We start from the raw sequence: 17,666 nt of genomic DNA on the forward strand, positions 1-17,666 counted from the left end.
CACAATTACAACCGCGGGGTGGAGCAGCCCGGTAGCTCGTCAGGCTCATAACCTGAAGGTCATAGGTTCAAATCCTATCCCCGCAACCAATGTATCCTGTTCAATGAACGACTGAAGAACGTCGTGGTCCGGATGGACTGCGGCGCTTTTTTTGTTGGACGAGAAGTTCAGAATTGCAGCGAGGTCTCCTTCGAGGAAGATGGCAAGCTCGCCGTCCAGCGGAATCAGCTTGATCCGTGAGACCAGAGCGCGCAGCCTCTCGATGGCCTCAAGGCTCGCATCCTCCTTCTGAAGGTTTTCGTAAAGGGCTTCGATGCGTTCCCTGTAGATCACAGCCATGTTTGGATGCAGCAAAGGAGGTGGCTGGGGTGCATCGGCGAGCAGAGCCGTCAGTTCTTCCTTGCGGGCCTCCAGCCGTCCGATCTTGTCCTTCAGCTTGACGCCGGGTACGCCGTCGAGAATGGCCTGGATCGCCTTGTCCAGTTCGCGATCAACGCGGGGTAGTTCCGTGCGCATCGCAGCGAGATCTGCGCCGCGCTCCATTCTCACGCGGTTAACCTCCCGAGTAAACTCATCACAGAACTCCTTGAACAGCGCGGGGTCCATGAGGCGCGTCCGTAGCCCGTTAAGTACAGACTTCTCGAGCATGTCCCGCCGGATGGTCATGCGATTGTCGCAAGTGCCTTTGTTGCGCGCAGTCGAGCAGCCAAGCAGGTTTTTCGAGATCATTGAAAAACCACCGCCACAGCAGCCGCAGCGTGTCATCGCAGTGAAGAGGTGACGAGGACGCTTGAGACTGTTCAGAGGATGGACGCCGTCACCACGTGTCTTTTGCGACCACGTTGTCGTTGCCTGACGGGCCTTGGTCGCTTCCCATAGGTCAGGCTCGACAATTCGAAGTTCAGGAACCTCCTGCAGAATCCATTCACTTTCTGGATTCAGGCGCGAGACGCGCTTGCCAGTTTCCGGATCCTTCAGATAGCGAAGGCGGTTCCAGATCAGTCGGCCAATATAAAGCTCGTTGTTGAGGATGCCGGTGCCGCGGTCACGGTTGCCGTGGATGGTGGATGGTCCCCAGGCACCTCCCAATGGTCCGACAATCCCTTCCGCATTCAGATCGAGCGCAATGGCCCTAGGCGCCTTGCCGTCTGCATATTCACGAAAGATGCGCCGCACGATCGCGGCTTCGCTGATGTTGATCGACCGCTCTCCGCGGACAGCTTCGCCGGCAGCGTCAAATTTTCGGACGACGTCATACCCATAGCACAGACCGCCGCCCGATTTACCGGCTTCAACGCGTCCCCGTATGCCGCGCCGCGTTTTGTCTGCCAGATCCTGCAGAAAGAGGGCATTCATGGTGCCCTTGAGCCCGACATGGAGTTGGGTGACGTCGCCTTCTGAAAGCGTGATGATCCGCACCCCGGCAAACTTCATTCGTTTAAACAGCCCGGCGATATCTTCCTGATCGCGCGAAAGACGGTCCATGGCTTCGGCGAGAATGATCGAAAACTTCCCGCGCTGTGCGTCCTGCATCAGTTCCTGAATACCAGGACGAAGCAGGGAGGCACCAGAGACGGCTCTGTCGCTGTAGCTGTCGACGACGTTCCAGTCCTGACGGGCAGCATATTCCCGACACAGCCTCAGTTGATCCTCAATGGAGGCATCGCGCTGGTTGTCAGAAGAATAGCGGGCGTAGAGCGCGACCTTCATGAAGACCTCCTGTTAGTCCTCCGATCGTGTACGGATCGGTCCGTTTTCATGTTCAATGTAATCCCGCGCCGCCTGCCGGGCGAGGGCTCGTATCAGCGCCCGCAGACCCTCACCGTTACCGTCTCCATGACCGGTAGGGTCGAGAATGACACGGGGCGACGTTGACACTGTAGCGTCTTTTGCGCGCATCGTCCTGCCTTTTCTTGAAGCTCAGATGTGTGCCATCGTGCCTCTCATCGGCACGCAGGAAAATAGAAAACCGCAATAAAACAATGTGGTAAGGAGTATCGTGGCGGGTCGGGGCGTGCCCCTGTCGGTCGTGGCGTGGCGTTTTACGCTCGAAACATTCACGTTCTTGTGAGATTTCCCGCTGACTGGATCAGGAACAGAACAGTCAGTGCGATTCGAAGTGCCGCGGCTTTATGCTGCCTCCGACCACGGGGGGCTGTAAAACTACCTAAAAACAACATACTGCGCGGATCGTACTTTCACAAAAGCATTATACCTGCGGCTAGGCCTTCGGTTCTGCCTCTGCAATTATGACGAATACGCGTCAGTACGGTCTTTTTTCTTGACTCAAAACGGACCGTTTCGTCACTGTGCAACATACAGGTCGCGAGCTGTTTCCAGATTGTACACACATTGCAAGGAACTGCTTTATGCTGACACATGCTGGCGGCGCTGCTTTTGCGCGACCGGAGATCAACATCGCTGACGATACACCGCAGGCACTGCGCCGTCTGGTGAATGATGCACTTTCCAACGACAACGCGGATACGTTCCTTGCCTCTCGCGGAGCCTCGGGTCAGTTGGAGGCGCTCGCGCATCGGTGCTGTGATATGGCGTTTGCACAGAGCGACCTTGCCGCACGGAAGACCGTTCATCGCGTGCTGCATGACCTGTATGGTTTGCATCTCTCCCGACCCCACCCGGGCCTTACTGATAACCAGTACAGTATCGAACTGTTGCGAGCTCGCCGTGCGATCGAAGTTTCGTGGATGGAGTGGGAATTGAGCCAGGCCAGCCCAATCCCGGCCGATGTCGAGCCGGAAGCAATTGGCGACGCCATCAAGTCCCTCTGGAAGAGCCATTCCGGGTATAACCATGCGGTATTCGATTTCATGAAGACCGACGCGTCACGACCGCAGATCATCAAGTATTTTACGACCGATTACGCGCTGAATATGCGTTTTTATGACCTGATCGTGCTGTCTCTTGTCGGTATCGACGAAGATGTCCGGATGGAAGTCGCGCATAATTTCTGGGATGAGATGGGGCAGGGTAACCCAGCCCGCACGCATGTGCGTCTCTACCGCGACCTGCTCGACTATCTCAAGATTGAAGATAATCCGACCCAGTTTGTCGATGCGTTGGGTTGGGAGGGCCTCTCGGGGTATAATCTGCTGCTTTATTTCGCCTTCAACCGGCGGGAATATTTCCGCTCGATCGGTGCGCTTGCAATTACGGAACTCTCGGATCCCGAGCAATACGCCAAATTGCTCTCGGGTTGCCGTCGCGTCGGTATTGGCAACGATCAACCGTCGATTCTGGATTATTACAGCGAGCATGTCGAGGTCGATGCCCTGCATGGCGATGGCTGGATTGACAATGTCATTGTGCCTGTTCTCCGGCGGTATCCCGGTGAAGCGCGATCTGTGCTTGAGGGTGCGGCGATGCGCCTGAACTCCAGTGAAGCGTACTGGGACTGGCAACTGGCCGAAATGAAAGCCGTCAAACCAGTTCCGACCGTGGCCCTGGAGGCAGTCAATTAATCAGATAACGTCCCGTGTATGAACGACCGGTACATTTGATATCGCTTTATTAACTTGTGGAAAGGGAATTGCTGTGGCCTGATCTGTGCCTTGAACTTGTTGACGCACAAAACGTTCCGATTATGAATGAGACGGATTGATGCGAATTCCTGTGAGGTCATGGACGTGCCACAGCAAAAACTCCGCAGAAAGCGGAATGGTCCGGATAGTCGGGCTACTCTCTTAACGACAGCGGGATCCCTCTTTGCCCGTTCGGGTTTCCACCAGGTCAGTGTCGATGACATCGCCGACACCGCGCAGGTCGCGAAAACGGCAATCTACTACCACTTTGGAAACAAAGAGGGGCTGGTGACCGACTTCCTGGAAGGACATATTGAGACGCTTGAGGCCTCGCTGATTGAGGCCGTCAGCGCACATACGAAGCCCAGAGCCCGGCTGCGCGCGGTGTTCGACTGGCATACGTCCTGGTTTCGTCAACCCGACTTTGCAGGATGTGTGTTCTCTCGCGCGACCGAGGAATACAAGGGCAAGCAGGACGCAATCGTTGAGATTTCGCGACTGCAGAAGCGCAGCCTGCGGCACGCCATCCGGGCGCTTCTGGAGGCGGATGGCGTTCTGGAAGAGCGATCTGAGCAACTTGCTCACTTCATGATCTACCTGCTTGATGGCGCAGTTGTCTCAGCCAATGTTCTGGACGAGAAGGATGCCGCGGATCAGGCGTGGGTCGCTGCGGAACGTCTGCTGGACGATGAAACCCGCAGGCACCCACCCACAAAAAACTGACTCTTGCCGGGTCTGCCTGAAGCCAGAAGGCGTTTGGAAGTGCTACTTACGCCCGCGCCAGTTTGTTTACGCCTCCGCACGCCCGTGCCGTCAGTTGACTGGGAAAAGTCTTGAACTGAAGGGTGTGTCGTCATGCAGAGTTCCTTCCAACTCGGGAGGAATTCATGTCTGGTTCTCGTATCCTGTGGGGGCAACTTTGCCTCTGTTTCCTGATTGTCATTGTGGCTTGGTGGGCCGCGACGCAGTGGGTCGCGTGGCGGCTTGCATTCCAGCCGGAACTCGGTCCCCCGTGGACTTTAGTGGCCGGACGGTGGCCGCTCTATCCGCCATTTCTGTTTCCGTGGTGGTGGTACGAGTTCGATGCCTACGCGCCACACATTTTCGTAGAAGGCGGATGGATCGCCGGATCTGGCGGAGTGCTCGCCTTCCTGACAGCAGTGGTCCTGTCCGTCAGGCGCGCGCGGGAGCATAAACGCACAGCCACCTATGGATCGGCCCGCTGGGCCGAACGCGACGATATCGAGCAGGCCGGACTTCTCGGCCAGGATGGCGTGGTGCTGGGGCGTTGGGAGCGCGACTATATCCGGCATGATGGCCCCGAGCATGTGCTCTGCTTCGCGCCGACGCGCTCGGGCAAGGGCGTAGGGCTGGTGATCCCGACGTTGCTGACCTGGCCCGGTTCAGCCATCGTTCACGATATCAAGGGCGAAAACTGGTCCATTACGGCCGGGTTCCGGGGCCGTTTCGGCAGATTGATCCTTTTCGATCCCACTAATCTCGCGTCATGCGCCTACAATCCGCTGCTGGAAATCCGTCTCGGCGAGTGGGAAGTGCGCGATGCCCAGAACGTCGCCGACGTGCTGGTCGATCCCGAAGGCTCGCTGGAACGACGCAATCACTGGGAAAAAACCTCACATTCCCTGTTGGTGGGAGCCATTCTTCATATCCTCTATGCGGAACCGGACAAAAGCTTGCGTGGTGTCGCCAGCCTGCTGTCCGATCCGAAACGCTCGATCGCGGCCACCCTCGTTGTGATGATGGGCACGCGCCATCTTGGCGAGCGTGGCGTCCATCCGGTGGTGGCGTCGGCTGCGCGCGAATTGCTCAACAAATCCCCCAACGAGCGCTCCGGTGTGCTGAGTACGGCCATGTCGTTCCTGGGCCTGTATCGTGACCCCGTGGTGGCCGAGGTGACGAGCCGCAGCACGTGGCGGATTGGCGATCTCGTCAATCCGGCCCGGCCGACGACGTTATACTTCGTTGTCCCGCCCTCGGACATCAGTCGCACCAAGCCGTTGATCCGGCTGATGCTTAACCAGATCGGGCGCAGGCTGACCGAGGATTTGTCCGGAGCAGAAGGGCGGCAGCGTCTGTTGCTGATGCTCGATGAGTTTCCGGCGCTGGGGCGGCTCGATTTCTTCGAAAGCGCGCTTGCTTTCATGGCTGGCTACCGGATCAAGGCGTTTCTGATCGCCCAGTCGCTTAACCAGATTGAAAAAGCCTACGGGCAGAACAACTCGATCATTGACAACTGCCATGTTCGCGTCAGCTTCGCGACCAACGATGAGCGGACAGCCAAACGTGTTTCCGATGCGCTTGGCACCGCAACCGAAATCCGCTCGCAGAAGAACTATGCCGGCCATCGCCTGTCACCCTGGCTGGGGCACCTCATGGTGTCCCGTCAGGAGAGTGCTCGACCCCTGCTGACCGTCGGCGAGATTCAGGAGCTGCCAGCAACCGACGAACTGGTCCTGCTCTCGGGGATGTCGCCCGTTCGGGCAAAAAAGGCTCAATATTTTCGTGACAGCCGGTTTCGGGAACGGCTCTTGCCCGCGCCGGAGACGGGGACACGAGGATTACCGGTCGCACCCGACGACTGGACCTCACGTCCGCAGCCATCAAAGCCTGAGGTCAAGCCCGACACACCAGAGGATGCGGTCAAGGAGGCGGGTGAGGAAGAAGATCCTGTCGGCACCGAGGCGCGCCGTCAGCCGGAAATGGACGTTTCCGAGGAGCCCGACCTGCCACCGCAAGGCGACGAGGACCCCGCGCGTGATGCGCCTATGCGCGAGCGTGAACGCGATCCGATGGAAGAGGAAGACCTTCATGCCGTGCTGACGGCGGATTTGGCCCGCAAAGCCCGTCAGGCGGCTCTTGATCCAGGCAATGATCTGGGGCTGTCATGAGCGGCGCGCGCCAGAAGAAGAAGCGGCTTTCGGTCTATCTGGAGCCGCATCTATGGAAGGGGCTGCGGACGCAGGCTGCCCGACGCTCGATGTCGGACTCCCTGCTGGCCGAAGCCGCGATTGCGGCGTGGCTCGACCCGGAAGGCGCTGGTGGCGATCCCAAAGCGTCGCTGGAAGCCGCCGTGCAGCGGCTCGATCGTCGTCAGGCGCGGATCGAACGCGACCTGTCGATCTCGGTCGAGACGCTCGCGCTGTTCATCCGGCTGTGGTTCACCAGTATGCCAGGTCTTTCTGACAGCATGGCTGCAGCGGCTCGTGCCCAGGGGGCGGAGCGCTACGACCGTTTCGTCGAGATGCTGGGACGGCGGCTGGCCAGCGACAGGCGGTTCCGGACAGACATTGAACGTGAGGCGAATGAAGGCGGCGACGCCGGTGTGAAAAAGGACTGACGAACCATCCTCACGCGTGATCTCAGATCAGCGAGAGAACGCGTTGGCCAGTCGATGTTCATCCGCTTTCCCTGCTGACCGTTCCTTCCGGCCCCCCTTGGCCTTGTTTCGTGTAGGTGATGGTGCCCCCGGGGCCGACCGCGCAGACGCGTCGGTGCGGTCCGTTTTGTCCTCACTCTGGGAGGCACGCTTTCCAAGGCCGATTTTCTGTGCAACCTGACGCCGCATTTCCGTATAATTCGGCGCGACGGTCGGATATTCTTCAGGCAGCCCCCATTTGGCCTTGTAATCCTCAATGGTCATGTCGAAGGCAGCCGCGAGGTGCCGTTTGAGCGATTTCAGCTGTTTCCCATCTTCCAGGCAGATGATGTAGTCGGGAAAGACAGATTCCTTAATCGGGACGGCCGGCTGCTGCTGTTTCTCGACGGTCAGAATTGTCGGCGACGTCGCCTCCGCCGGCGCCTCGTCGACAGTCGCGGACGGTTCAGGCTTTTCAGGAGGCGAGGGAACATTGCTGGTTTTCCGGGATACTCCCGATCCTGTCGTGTTCGGCACAGGCTGTTCCTCTGAAAGCGACGCATAAAGCCGACGTACGAGGTCCGGAAGCTGGTCGGTCTCCACTTTCGTCGTCGCAAGGTGCGCCGTCACGATCTGTGCCATCGCATTCAGACGACCGAGAATGATGTCCTTGTCGCTGCTCAATAGGGTAGTCCTCAATATAGGGTGTGAATCGTTATAAGCTTCGGAAAGCCTGTATTTCACCAACGGATTTGCGCCTTGTCGATTCAAGCACGGGTCACACCTTCCGAGCAACTTTTTGACGCCGCGTGACGTCGATCTTCGGCGCACCGAAAATATTGCCAATCAGCCGTCTTCGTCGGTGTATAGCGTGTCGGGTACAATCACGCGCCGGTTTATAGTTCCAGATACAGTAAAAACTCGCCATATCCAAATATCGTACTATACGCGTTGCCGTTGATGAGCGGGGCCTGATACTCGCGTCCATACTTAATATTTGGCCCGGCTCAAAAGTTTCACGCTCGCGAAGTCAGTTATCGCCATCGTTGCAATCGGTTTCTTCGGCTCACCGTAATTCCTGACAACGCCGGATTAAAAGTTTCAAGCCTAATGCACTGATAAAACGCCAAATTTTTAGCCGTCTACGCCTCTGCCAGTTTGTATACGCTTTCGTACGCCCCGGTACGATGATGGCCGAATTTCTTGTTGCGATCTGGAAACGCGTGCCTCCTCTATTTGTCCCTGTCGCGATCCGGACCTCCCGGTTCGCTTTCCACAACGGGGACGACAATGCACACCCATGCGACGACGAACGAAGCCGTGGCGCGTGGTTTTTCCATGCTGCGCACGGCTATGGGAGAGGCGATCACGAGACAGCTTGCTGATCCGGCAGTTGTCGAGGTGATGCTCAATCCCGATGGACGGCTCTGGATCGACCGTCTGTCAGAAGGGCTGTCCGACACCGGGCACACGATCGGCGCAGCCGATGCCGAACGCATCGTGCGTCTGGTCGCACACCATGTCGGCGCGGAGGTTCATGAGGCCGCGCCCCGTATCTCGGCCGAACTCCCGACAGGCGAGCGGTTCGAGGGATTGCTGCCGCCGGTCGTGACAGCGCCCAGTTTCGCGATCCGCAAGCCCGCTGTCGCCGTATTCACGCTCGACGATTATATCGACGCCGGGATCATCACCGTCGCACAGGCGGCCTATCTCCGCGAGGCTGTCGTCCAGCGTAGAAATATCCTCGTTGCGGGCGGCACGTCTACGGGCAAGACGACGCTGGTCAACGCCCTGCTGGCCGAAGTGGCGAAGACCAGGGACCGCGTGATCCTCATTGAGGACACGCGGGAATTGCAGTGCACGGCGCCCAATCTCGTCGCCCTGCGGACCCGGGAAGGGATCATCACGCTTTCCGACCTCGTCCGGTCCACCCTCCGCCTACGTCCGGACCGCATTCCCATCGGAGAGGTGCGCGGCGCCGAAGCGCTCGATCTGCTCAAGGCGTGGGGCACCGGACATCCCGGCGGCATCGGCACGCTGCACGCCGGCTCAGCGCTCGCAGCCCTGCACCGTCTCGAACAGCTGATCCAGGAGGCTGTGGTGACGGTGCCGCGCGGCATGATCGCGGAAACCATCAATGTGATCGCCGTGCTGTCCGGGCGCGGGACTGCGCGGCGGCTGACGGAACTTGCAACGGTGGACGGACTGGATCCGGCAACAGGCCGTTACCGCCTGACCTCGTTTGATGCCCCGCCTGGCGAAGCAGGGCGTTCACATTCCTTCAACCTCTCCAGCATCGAGGACACACTCTGATGTCGCAGACCCTGTCCGCGCGCGTCATGACGCGCGCCCATACCAGTCGCCTGTCCCGTCTGACCAGTATGGCGGCCATCGCGCTGTTTGCTGCAACCTCCTCCGCCTGGGCGTCCGGCTCCGGAATGCCGTGGGAGGAACCGCTCAACCAGATCCTGGAATCCATTCAGGGACCGGTCGCGCGCATCGTCTCGGTGATCATCATCACCGTGACTGGCCTGACCCTGGCCTTCGGGGAAACGTCGGGAGGCTTTCGACGCCTGATTCAGATCGTCTTCGGTCTGTCCATCGCTTTTGCGGCGTCGAGTTTCTTCCTGTCCTTCTTCTCCTTCTCCGGGGGAGCATTGATCTGATGGTGGGATATGACGACAACGCGGTGCCAGGCTTTCATGTTCCGGTGCATCGCTCCCTGACCGATCCGATCCTGCTGGGTGGCGCCCCACGGACGCTGGCGATCGCTAACGGCACGCTGGGCGCGGCGATCTCGCTGGGTCTGCGGCTCTGGCTGGTCGGCGCGGTGTTCTGGATCGTAGGCCACAGCCTCGCGGTCTGGGGTGCGAGGCGCGATCCGCTGTTTGTCGAAGTGGGGCGGCGGCATCTCCGCTATCCCGCCTGGTTCCGGGCATGAGGAGGGCACGGCGATGATGTCCCTTGGCGAATATCGCAATCGTGCGGCACTTCTGTCGGATTACCTGCCCTGGGCCGCGCTGGTCGAAAAAGGTGTCGTCCTGAACAAGGACGGCTCCTTTCAGCGCACCGCGCGCATTCGTGGTCCGGATCTGGATTCCGCCACACCGGCCGAGCTTGTCGGCGTCACCGGACGGCTGAACAATGCCTTGCGGCGTCTCGGTTCCGGCTGGGCAGTGTTCGTAGAAGCGCAGCGCGTGCCTGCGACGATCTATCCCGAGAGCGATTTTCCCGACGCCGCCAGCCAGATGGTGGATCTGGAGCGCCGGGAACAGTTCGAGGATGAGGGCGCGCATTTCGAGAGCCGGTATTTCCTGACTGTAGTCTGGCTACCACCGGCGGAATCATCAGGTCGCGCTGAACGGTTTCTTTATGAGGGCAGGGAGCACGACGGGCCGGATCCGCACGGCATACTGAATTCTTTCATTGACCGCAGCGACCGTCTTCTGGCGTTGCTCGATGGATTCATGCCCGAGGCAGTCTGGCTCGATGACGGCGAGACGCTGACCTATCTGCACAGTACCATCTCCATCCGGAACCAGCGTGTCCGGGTGCCGGAAATCCCGATGCATCTGGATGCCCTGCTGGTCGATCAGCCGCTGTCGGGCGGGCTGGAGCCAAAACTCGGCGATGCCTTCCTGAAAACCCTGACGATTACGGGTTTCCCCAGCCGCACCTTTCCCGGAATTCTGGACGATCTGAACCGTCTGGCCATGCCGTATCGCTGGTCCACCCGTGCCATTCTTCTGGACAAGACCGACGCCACCAAGGTGCTGACGAAGATCCGGCGTCAGTGGTTCGCAAAACGCAAGAGCATCGCGGCCATTGTTCGCGAAGTCATGACCAACGAAGCATCCGTGTTGGTGGACAATGATGCCGCCAACAAGGCGGCCGATGCCGACCTCGCGCTTCAGTCGCTCGGTGCTGACGATGTCGGGCAAGCCTACATCACCGCGACCGTCACGGTCTGGGATGGCAGTGCCGGCATCGCTTCCGAAAAACTCCGTCTTGTGGAAAAGATCATTCAGGGTCGCGACTTTACCTGTATGACCGAGACTCTGAACGCGGTCGAAGCATGGCTCGGCAGTCTGCCCGGTCACGTCTATGCCAATGTGCGCCAGCCCCCGGTCTCGACCCTGAATCTGGCGCATATGATCCCGCTCTCCGCCGTCTGGGCCGGGCCGGAGCAGGATGTCCATTTCAGGGCGCCGCCGCTCTTCTACGGCAGGACCGCCGGAGCAACGCCGTTCCGGTTTTCTCTCCATGCCAGCGATGTGGGTCATACGCTGATCGCAGGACCGACGGGAGCGGGGAAGTCAGTGCTGCTGGCGCTGATGGCGCTCCAGTTCCGGCGCTACGTGGGGTCGCAGATCTTCGCTTTCGATTTTGGTGGCTCCATGCGCGCCGCAACACTCGGCATGGGCGGCGACTGGCATGATCTCGGTGGTGGTCTGACGGATGAGGACGGGCTGGGTGTGGACGGCTTTCCCGGCGTTTCACTCCAGCCTCTGGCCCGGATTGATGATCCGGATGAGCGCAAATGGGCCAGCGAATGGCTGGGCCAGATTTTTGTCAGTGAAGGCGTCGCGCTGACGCCGGAGGTGAAATCCTATCTCTGGTCGGCCCTGAATTCCCTCGCGTCCTCCCCAGAGGAGGAGCGGACCCTATCGGGCCTGGTCGCACTTCTTCAGTCCAACGCACTGAAACAGGCGCTCGCACCCTACTGCCTCGGCGGTCCCTACGGTCGCCTGCTTGATGCTGACACCGAGCGCCTGGGTGATGCCGATGTGGTGGTGTTCGAAACCGAGGGGCTGATCGGCTCCGGCGCAGCCTCCTCCGTGCTGTCCTATCTGTTCCATCGCATTGAAGGACGGCTGGACGGACGACCCACCCTGCTGGTGATCGACGAAGGCTGGCTCGTTCTCGATGACGGGAATTTCTCCGGCCAGTTGCGGGAATGGCTGAAAACCCTGCGCAAGAAAAACGCCAGCGTCATCTTCGCAACCCAGTCTTTGTCGGATATCGCCAACTCGCCCATTGCCCCGGCCGTGGTCGAAAGCTGCCCGACGCGGATCTTCCTGCCCAACGAGCGCGCCATCGAACCGCAGATCATGGCGATTTATCGCGACTTTGGTCTGAACGACCGTCAGATCGCCATCATCGCCCGCGCGGCCTCGAAGCGGGAATATTACTGCCAGACCCAGCGCGGCAATCGTCTCTTCGAACTCGGGCTCGGGCCGGTGGCACTCGCCCTGTGTGCGGCTTCAGGGAAGGACGACCATCGTCTGATTGATGCTGTGCTGGCGGAGCACGGGCGGGAGGGCTTTCTGCCCGCGTGGTTTGAGGCGCGTGGTGTGCCGTGGGCCTCGGACCTTCTGCGACACGGAGGCGTGCCATGACGGAAAGATCTTTCCGTATTCGGGCAAAATATTTCCGTAGCGGTTATACCGCAGCTGTGGGCGCCGTTCTGTTTTTTCTCATGCCGGTCGTCCCTGCCTGTGCGCAGTGGGCGGTCTATGACGGAGCCAACCATGTCCAGAATGTTCTCATCGCAGCACGGACTCTTCAGCAGATTGATAACCAGATCACATCGCTGGCCAACCAGGCGCAGATGCTGGTCAATCAGGGTCGCAATCTGGCGAGCCTCCCGCTTTCGACACTTTCGACGCTGCAATCGACGATTTCCCAGACGACAGCACTCCTCGCGCAGGCGCAGAACATTGCCTATAGCGTCCAGTCGGTCGAGCAGCAGTATCAGCAGTCCTACACATCCGTCTCGTCCGGCATGTCTGACAGCACCCTCTTCAGTCAGGCACAGACACGCTGGCAGAATTCCGTCGGTGGGTTCGAGGATGCCCTGAAACTGCAGGCCCGGGTGGTCGGCAACATCCCAACCGACAGTTCGGCCATGACGCAACTGGTCTCGGCCAGCCAGAACTCTGCGGGTGCGTTGCAGGCGGCACAGGCCGGAAACCAGCTTATGGCCCTGCAATCCCGCCAGTTATCTGACATTCAGGCGGAGCTTGCCGCCAACGGCCGGGCTGCTGAACTGGAACGTGCCCGACAGGCTGCGAACGAAGCCGGCGCCGAGGCACAATACCAGCATTTCGCGCAGTACGACGCCTATGTTCCCGAGACTGTCTCCGTTCCCGGTTCGGGAGACTGATCGATGGACGCCAGTAATGTCGGGATTATCGACGGGTTCCTGAACACCTTCGAGACCACCATCGATTCCGGTTTTGGATTGCTGCGGGGCAGCGTCGTGTCCCTCGCCGGATCGCTCTCCGTCCTTGATATGCTGCTGGCCGGGCTGTTCTGGGCCTGGGCGGTGGACGAGGACATTGTCCAGCGTCTGGTCAAAAAGACGCTTTATGTCGGCTTCTTTGCCTTCGTCATCAACCATTTCAGCCATCTCTCGAGCGTCGTTTTCAACAGCTTCGCCGCGCTCGGTCTTAAAGCGGGCGGGGGAACGCTGACACTTGCCGATTTCATGCATCCGGGACGGCTGGCCGCGACCGGCCTCTCCGCCGCACAACCGCTGCTTGATGCGGCCAGCAAACTGGTGTTTTCCTTCGGCGCAATTGCCAGCATCGTACAGATCCTCGTGCTGCTTCTGTGCTGGTTCATCGTGCTGGCGGCCTTCTTCATCCTCGCGGTGCAGCTTTTCGTCGCGATTGTCGAATTCAAGCTCACCAGCCTCGCCGGGTTCGTGTTGATCCCGTTCGCCCTGTTCAACCGGACGGCCTTTCTGGCCGAGAAGGTTCTCGGGAACGTCGTTTCGTCCGGTGTGAAGATCATGGTGCTGGCCGTCATTTCCGCCGTCGCCTCCGGCCTCTTCAAACAGTTCACGACCTCCTACGGGAACAGTTCGCCCACCATCGGACAGGCGCTGTCCGTGGTTCTGGCCTCCCTGTGCATGGTCGGGCTTGCGATTTTCGGCGGTTCACTGGCCAACGGCCTGATCTCCGGCGCCCCACAACTTGGCGCGGGTGCTGCTGTCGGCACCGGTATGGCGGTCGGCGCCATGGGAGCGGCGGCTGTCGCCGCCCCTGCCGCCATCGCCTCCGGTGGTGGCGCGGCTCTGGCCGCCACGGCAGCAGCCGCTCGTGGCGGGGCCGCTGCGGCGGGGGCGGCCTCAAGCGCCTATTCCATGGGAGCCATGAGCGCCGCGGGTGGGAGCGCGGGCGCGCGCATGGCCGCCGGGCTTGGTGGTGTCGCCCGCGCACCAGGTGCCGCAGCCATGAACGCAGCAAAGAGCAGGGCGTCCGGGGCCGCAGCGTCCATGAAACAGAGTTACGGCGCCGGTGCTCGTGGCGCCTTCACCGCAACAGGGGGGCGCTTTACCGGCGGAGCCGCTTCCGAGGCGGGTGGCGGGAATTCTGCCGGCCCGTCAGACAGCGCCGGCAAAGGTCAAGGCGGCGGCGCCGGCTCTGCTCCCGACAGCAAGCCCCCACGCTGGGCACAAAAAATGAAGCGTCGCAATGCCGCGACCCACGCGGCCGAAGCGGCCCATGTCATCCGCTCCGCCGATGGCGGCGGTGGATCGGCAGCCATCGATCTTTCGGAGAAACAATGATGTTCCGTCGCTCTACCACACGCTACGGGATCACACCCGAACCCGTGACACCCTATCAACACGCAGCCCAGATCTGGGATGACCGGATCGGCTCCGCCCGTGTGCAGGCCCGTAACTGGCGGCTGATGGCTTTTGGCAGTCTGTTCCTCTCGGCAGCACTCGGGATCGGCCTGGTCTGGCAGTCCGCGCGTGGCACCATCGTCCCCTGGGTCGTGCAGGTCGACAAACTCGGCCAGACACAGGTGATCGGCCCAGCGACCTCGGCCTATGTTCCGACCGATCCGCAGGTGTCGTGGTATCTGGCGCGCTTCATCGAAGATGTGCGTGGCCTGTCCGCCGATCCTGTCGTTGTGCGGCAGAACTGGCTGCAGGCCTACGAGTTCACCATGATTTCCGGCGCACAGGCGCTGAACGACTATGCCCGCCTCAACGACCCGTTCTCACGGGTCGGCCACGAACAGGTCGAGGTCGATGTGTCGTCGGTCATCCGGGCATCGCCCGGCAGTTTCCGCGTGGCCTGGACCGAACGGCATTACCGCGACGGCGCCTTCACGGGAACCGAACGCTGGACCGCTATTCTCACGGTCATGATCGTCACCCCACGCACGGCCGATCGCCTGCGGAAAAACCCGCTTGGCATCTATGTCACCGCCATCAACTGGTCGAAGGAACTCGGACAATGATCCGCATGGTCTTGCGCGCCCTGCCGCTGGCGCTGCTCACCCTGTCCGCCTGTGCCGGACAGTATCATCCGCCCGCCATTCGCTATGATGATGCGGCGCGGGCTACACGCCTGCCCGATCCACCCAAACCGGTGCAGGTGGTGGAAATCGCCAGACCTTTGCCGCTGCCGGGCCAACTGAAACGCCTGCCGTCGCGCAGCGTCCAGGCCCGGCGAGGTGCGCCGGAGGTTGCCGATCCGACCGTGCGTGTGATTCAGGCGAACGTCGCCGCCCGGATCCAGCCGACGCGGGCGGGATTTATCAATGCCGTGCAGGTTTATCCCTACAGTCCCGGCGCGCTCTATCAGGTCTACGCGTCGCCCGGTGACATTACCGACATCATGCTCCAGCCCGGCGAAAAGCTGGTCGGAAGCGGGCCGGTTGCCGCTGGTGACACCGTCCGGTGGGTGATCGGGGATACATCGAGCGGCAGTGGTACTGCCAAGCGTGTCCATATCCTGGTCAAGCCGACCCGTCCCGATCTCACGACCAATCTGATCGTCAATACCGACCGCCGGACCTACCTGGCGGAACTGCGTTCCACACCGGCGACCTACATGGCGTCCGTGTCGTGGGACTATCCCGAGGACGATCTGATCGCGCTGCACCGTCAGAATGACGACGCCGAAGAAGAGGCTCCTGTGGATGCGGGGCTGAATCTCGACGATCTGCATTTTCGCTACGCCATACAGCCAGCAAAAGGCGGGGTGCCCCCGTGGCTGCCCTCGCGGGCTTTCGATGACGGACGCAAAGTCTATATCGCTTTCCCGAGCGGGATCGGGCAGGGGGATCTGCCACCTCTTTTCGTGCTGGGGCCGGACGGGAACCCGGCTTTGGTCAATTACCGGGTCCGCCAGAACTGGATGATCGTTGACCGCTTGTTCGCCGCGGCCGAGCTGCGTCTCGGCGACAAGACCAGCGAGCAGCGCGTGCGCATCGTGCGCACTGACGGGCGGCCGTCATGAGCGAGGACAGAGAAGAGGGGGCAGGGCAGGACACCGCTCCACGCCCTGATCAGAATGCCCCGCCCAATGGGGGAAACCCGGCCCCACCGGCGACGCCCCCCGATCTGCGCCTCCGTGCCGAGCGTCCACGCGTCGTGCGTCTGTCGCGGACGGTGATCTGGTCACTCGGGGGGATCGGCGTCATCGTCGTGGCGTTCGCCCTCGGATATGCGTTGGAAGCCAGCCATCGAGCGCCGTCAGCATCAGTCGGTCCGGACAATGCGTCCCCACCATCTGCGGCAGGTCTGGACAACCTCCCGAAAGATTATTCCAATGTGCCCAGGCTCGGACCCGCGCTTCCCGGTGATCTGGGCAGGCCAATCCTCAACGCGCAGCGGCAGGGCAAATCAATCCCTGCCAATGCGATCGGCAACGAGGATGCGCGTCGGGCTCAGCAGGAAATTGATGCCGCCATTGGCAGCAAACTGTTTGCCTCAGTCGATGTGCGTGATCAGCATGACGTGCAGCCGGCTTCATCTGCGACCTCAGCGTCCCCTGGCCAGGGTGCAGGAACGACCAGCACCGGACCACAGGCAGAGAACCGGGCCTTTCTCGCGGGTCAACCTGACCGGCAGACCATCAGCCCCGATCGGATTTTGCCGCTCCTCTCCCCTTACGTGCTTCAGGCCGGAACGGTCATTGCGGGCGCGCTGAACACGAAGATCAGTTCCGATCTTCCGGGCCAGATCGTCGGGCACGTCACCCAGAACGTCTATGACAGCCCGACAGGGCGCTATCTCCTGATCCCGCAGGGCAGTACGCTGTTCGGTGCCTATAACAGCGGCATTTCCTTCGGGCAGCAACGCACCCAGATCATCTGGACCCGGCTGATTTTCCCGGACGGCGAAAGCCTCGTGCTGGAGAAACTGCCCGGCGCCGACGCGATCGGCCAGTCCGGCCTGTCGGACGAGGTGAACAACCACTGGGGCCAGTTGTTCAAAGCCGCACTGGTGACCACGCTGCTCAGCGTCGGGTCGGAAGCTGGCACGAGCCAGAGCGAGAACAATCTCGCCCAGGCCATTCGCAGTGGCGCCAGCAACGGGTTCTCTCAGGTGGGATACCGGCTGGTCGACCGCTCACTCGATATTCAGCCAACCCTCACCGACCGTCCCGGTCTGCCGTTCACGCTTCTGCTGGGGCGCGACCTGATACTCAAACCTTATGTTGCGAAAGGAGAACATCGCAATGGATAAGCTTCGTATCACCGCAATTCCCGACAGTCGTCCTGTCCGGATGACGATTGCCTTTCCCGCGGACATTCATCGTGACCTTCTTCTGTATGCCCGTTTTCTCGCGGAGGAGAATGGCGACGACACCAATGTCGGCAAGAACCCGGCCCGTCTGGTTCCAATTATGGTGGCCCGGTTCATCGAACGTGATCGTGTGTTCCTCAAGAAACGGAAGGAGGAAGGCGAAAAACCCTGAAAGTGAATAGCCAATAAACGG

Annotated in this window: 16 protein-coding genes and 1 tRNA gene; 15 read left to right on the top strand and 2 right to left on the bottom strand. The window is 60.7% G+C overall.

The genetic code is table 11. From position 1 onward, the window contains the following. Positions 1–12: 12 nt before the first annotated feature. Positions 13–89 (top strand) — tRNA-Met (locus tag FKW31_RS06020). Here the strand turns inward: FKW31_RS06020 and FKW31_RS06025 are convergent. Next, the gene (locus tag FKW31_RS06025; RefSeq protein WP_123809158.1) at positions 46–1,710 is read right to left on the bottom strand and encodes a recombinase family protein; all 1,665 of its coding nucleotides are present in this window, start codon (positions 1,708–1,710) and stop codon (positions 46–48) included. The two genes, FKW31_RS06020 and FKW31_RS06025, sit on opposite strands and share 44 nt — an antisense overlap. Before the next feature lie 659 nt (positions 1,711–2,369). On the opposite strand from FKW31_RS06025, the gene FKW31_RS06030 reads away from it, so the two are divergent. The 4 genes from FKW31_RS06030 to FKW31_RS06045 all read left to right on the top strand — a co-directional run bounded on the left by FKW31_RS06030 (position 2,370) and on the right by FKW31_RS06045 (position 6,900). Next, complete coding sequence (locus FKW31_RS06030; protein ID WP_035378738.1) at positions 2,370–3,482, top strand: iron-containing redox enzyme family protein; 1,113 nt, start codon at positions 2,370–2,372, stop codon at positions 3,480–3,482. A gap of 159 nt (positions 3,483–3,641) precedes the next feature. Then, positions 3,642–4,265, top strand: a complete 624-nt coding sequence (locus tag FKW31_RS06035) for a TetR/AcrR family transcriptional regulator (RefSeq protein ID WP_238331253.1) — start codon at positions 3,642–3,644, stop codon at positions 4,263–4,265. Between the two features lie 164 nt (positions 4,266–4,429). Further along, complete coding sequence (locus FKW31_RS06040; RefSeq protein WP_035378733.1) at positions 4,430–6,451, top strand: conjugal transfer protein TraG; 2,022 nt, start codon at positions 4,430–4,432, stop codon at positions 6,449–6,451. Continuing rightward, positions 6,448–6,900, top strand: a complete 453-nt coding sequence (locus FKW31_RS06045) for a hypothetical protein (RefSeq protein ID WP_035378731.1) — start codon at positions 6,448–6,450, stop codon at positions 6,898–6,900. Before FKW31_RS06040 ends, FKW31_RS06045 begins: the two co-directional genes overlap by 4 nt. A gap of 27 nt (positions 6,901–6,927) precedes the next feature. Here FKW31_RS06045 and FKW31_RS06050 read toward each other — a convergent pair whose 3' ends face one another. Further along, entirely contained in the window at positions 6,928–7,602 is a 675-nt protein-coding gene (locus FKW31_RS06050; RefSeq protein WP_370512886.1) for a MucR family transcriptional regulator, read from the bottom strand. 606 nt (positions 7,603–8,208) lie between these two features. Here FKW31_RS06050 and trbB point away from each other — a divergent pair. From trbB to FKW31_RS06100, 10 genes are read left to right on the top strand one after another with little or no spacing between them, the layout of a single operon-like run. After that, on the top strand, positions 8,209–9,231 hold the full coding sequence (gene trbB, locus FKW31_RS06055) for a P-type conjugative transfer ATPase TrbB (protein ID WP_150150571.1): 1,023 nt from the start codon (positions 8,209–8,211) through the stop codon (positions 9,229–9,231). Next, a complete protein-coding gene (locus FKW31_RS06060; RefSeq protein WP_052051224.1) occupies positions 9,231–9,584 on the top strand; it encodes a TrbC/VirB2 family protein in 354 nt (117 codons plus the stop codon). Before trbB ends, FKW31_RS06060 begins: the two co-directional genes overlap by 1 nt. After that, positions 9,584–9,859 (top strand): VirB3 family type IV secretion system protein, encoded by a 276-nt coding sequence (locus FKW31_RS06065; RefSeq protein ID WP_035378726.1) that lies wholly within the window; start codon positions 9,584–9,586, stop codon positions 9,857–9,859. The genes FKW31_RS06060 and FKW31_RS06065 overlap by 1 nt, the downstream gene beginning before the upstream one ends. A 13-nt stretch (positions 9,860–9,872) precedes the next feature. Continuing rightward, on the top strand, positions 9,873–12,317 hold the full coding sequence (trbE, locus tag FKW31_RS06070) for a conjugal transfer protein TrbE (RefSeq protein WP_150150572.1): 2,445 nt from the start codon (positions 9,873–9,875) through the stop codon (positions 12,315–12,317). Beyond that, positions 12,314–13,084 carry a P-type conjugative transfer protein TrbJ gene (gene trbJ, locus FKW31_RS06075; RefSeq protein ID WP_089179471.1) on the top strand — a complete coding sequence of 257 codons (771 nt, stop codon included), beginning with the start codon at positions 12,314–12,316 and terminating at the stop codon, positions 13,082–13,084. The genes trbE and trbJ overlap by 4 nt, the downstream gene beginning before the upstream one ends. A gap of 3 nt (positions 13,085–13,087) precedes the next feature. After that, the gene (gene trbL / locus FKW31_RS06080; protein WP_089179470.1) at positions 13,088–14,494 is read left to right on the top strand and encodes a P-type conjugative transfer protein TrbL; all 1,407 of its coding nucleotides are present in this window, start codon (positions 13,088–13,090) and stop codon (positions 14,492–14,494) included. Next, the gene (trbF, locus tag FKW31_RS06085) at positions 14,494–15,177 is read left to right on the top strand and encodes a conjugal transfer protein TrbF (protein ID WP_089179469.1); all 684 of its coding nucleotides are present in this window, start codon (positions 14,494–14,496) and stop codon (positions 15,175–15,177) included. The genes trbL and trbF overlap by 1 nt, the downstream gene beginning before the upstream one ends. After that, the gene (trbG, locus tag FKW31_RS06090) at positions 15,174–16,181 is read left to right on the top strand and encodes a P-type conjugative transfer protein TrbG (protein WP_089179468.1); all 1,008 of its coding nucleotides are present in this window, start codon (positions 15,174–15,176) and stop codon (positions 16,179–16,181) included. The genes trbF and trbG overlap by 4 nt, the downstream gene beginning before the upstream one ends. Then, the gene (locus FKW31_RS06095; protein ID WP_089179467.1) at positions 16,178–17,413 is read left to right on the top strand and encodes a TrbI/VirB10 family protein; all 1,236 of its coding nucleotides are present in this window, start codon (positions 16,178–16,180) and stop codon (positions 17,411–17,413) included. Before trbG ends, FKW31_RS06095 begins: the two co-directional genes overlap by 4 nt. Further along, positions 17,406–17,645, top strand: coding sequence for a DUF2274 domain-containing protein (locus FKW31_RS06100; protein ID WP_035378714.1), 240 nt, complete (start codon positions 17,406–17,408; stop codon positions 17,643–17,645). Before FKW31_RS06095 ends, FKW31_RS06100 begins: the two co-directional genes overlap by 8 nt. Positions 17,646–17,666 lie beyond the last annotated feature (21 nt).

Origin of the sequence: Acetobacter sp. DmW_136 (genome assembly GCF_008690365.1) — a bacterium.
GTDB classification, from domain to species: Bacteria; Pseudomonadota; Alphaproteobacteria; order Acetobacterales; family Acetobacteraceae; genus Acetobacter; species Acetobacter oryzifermentans.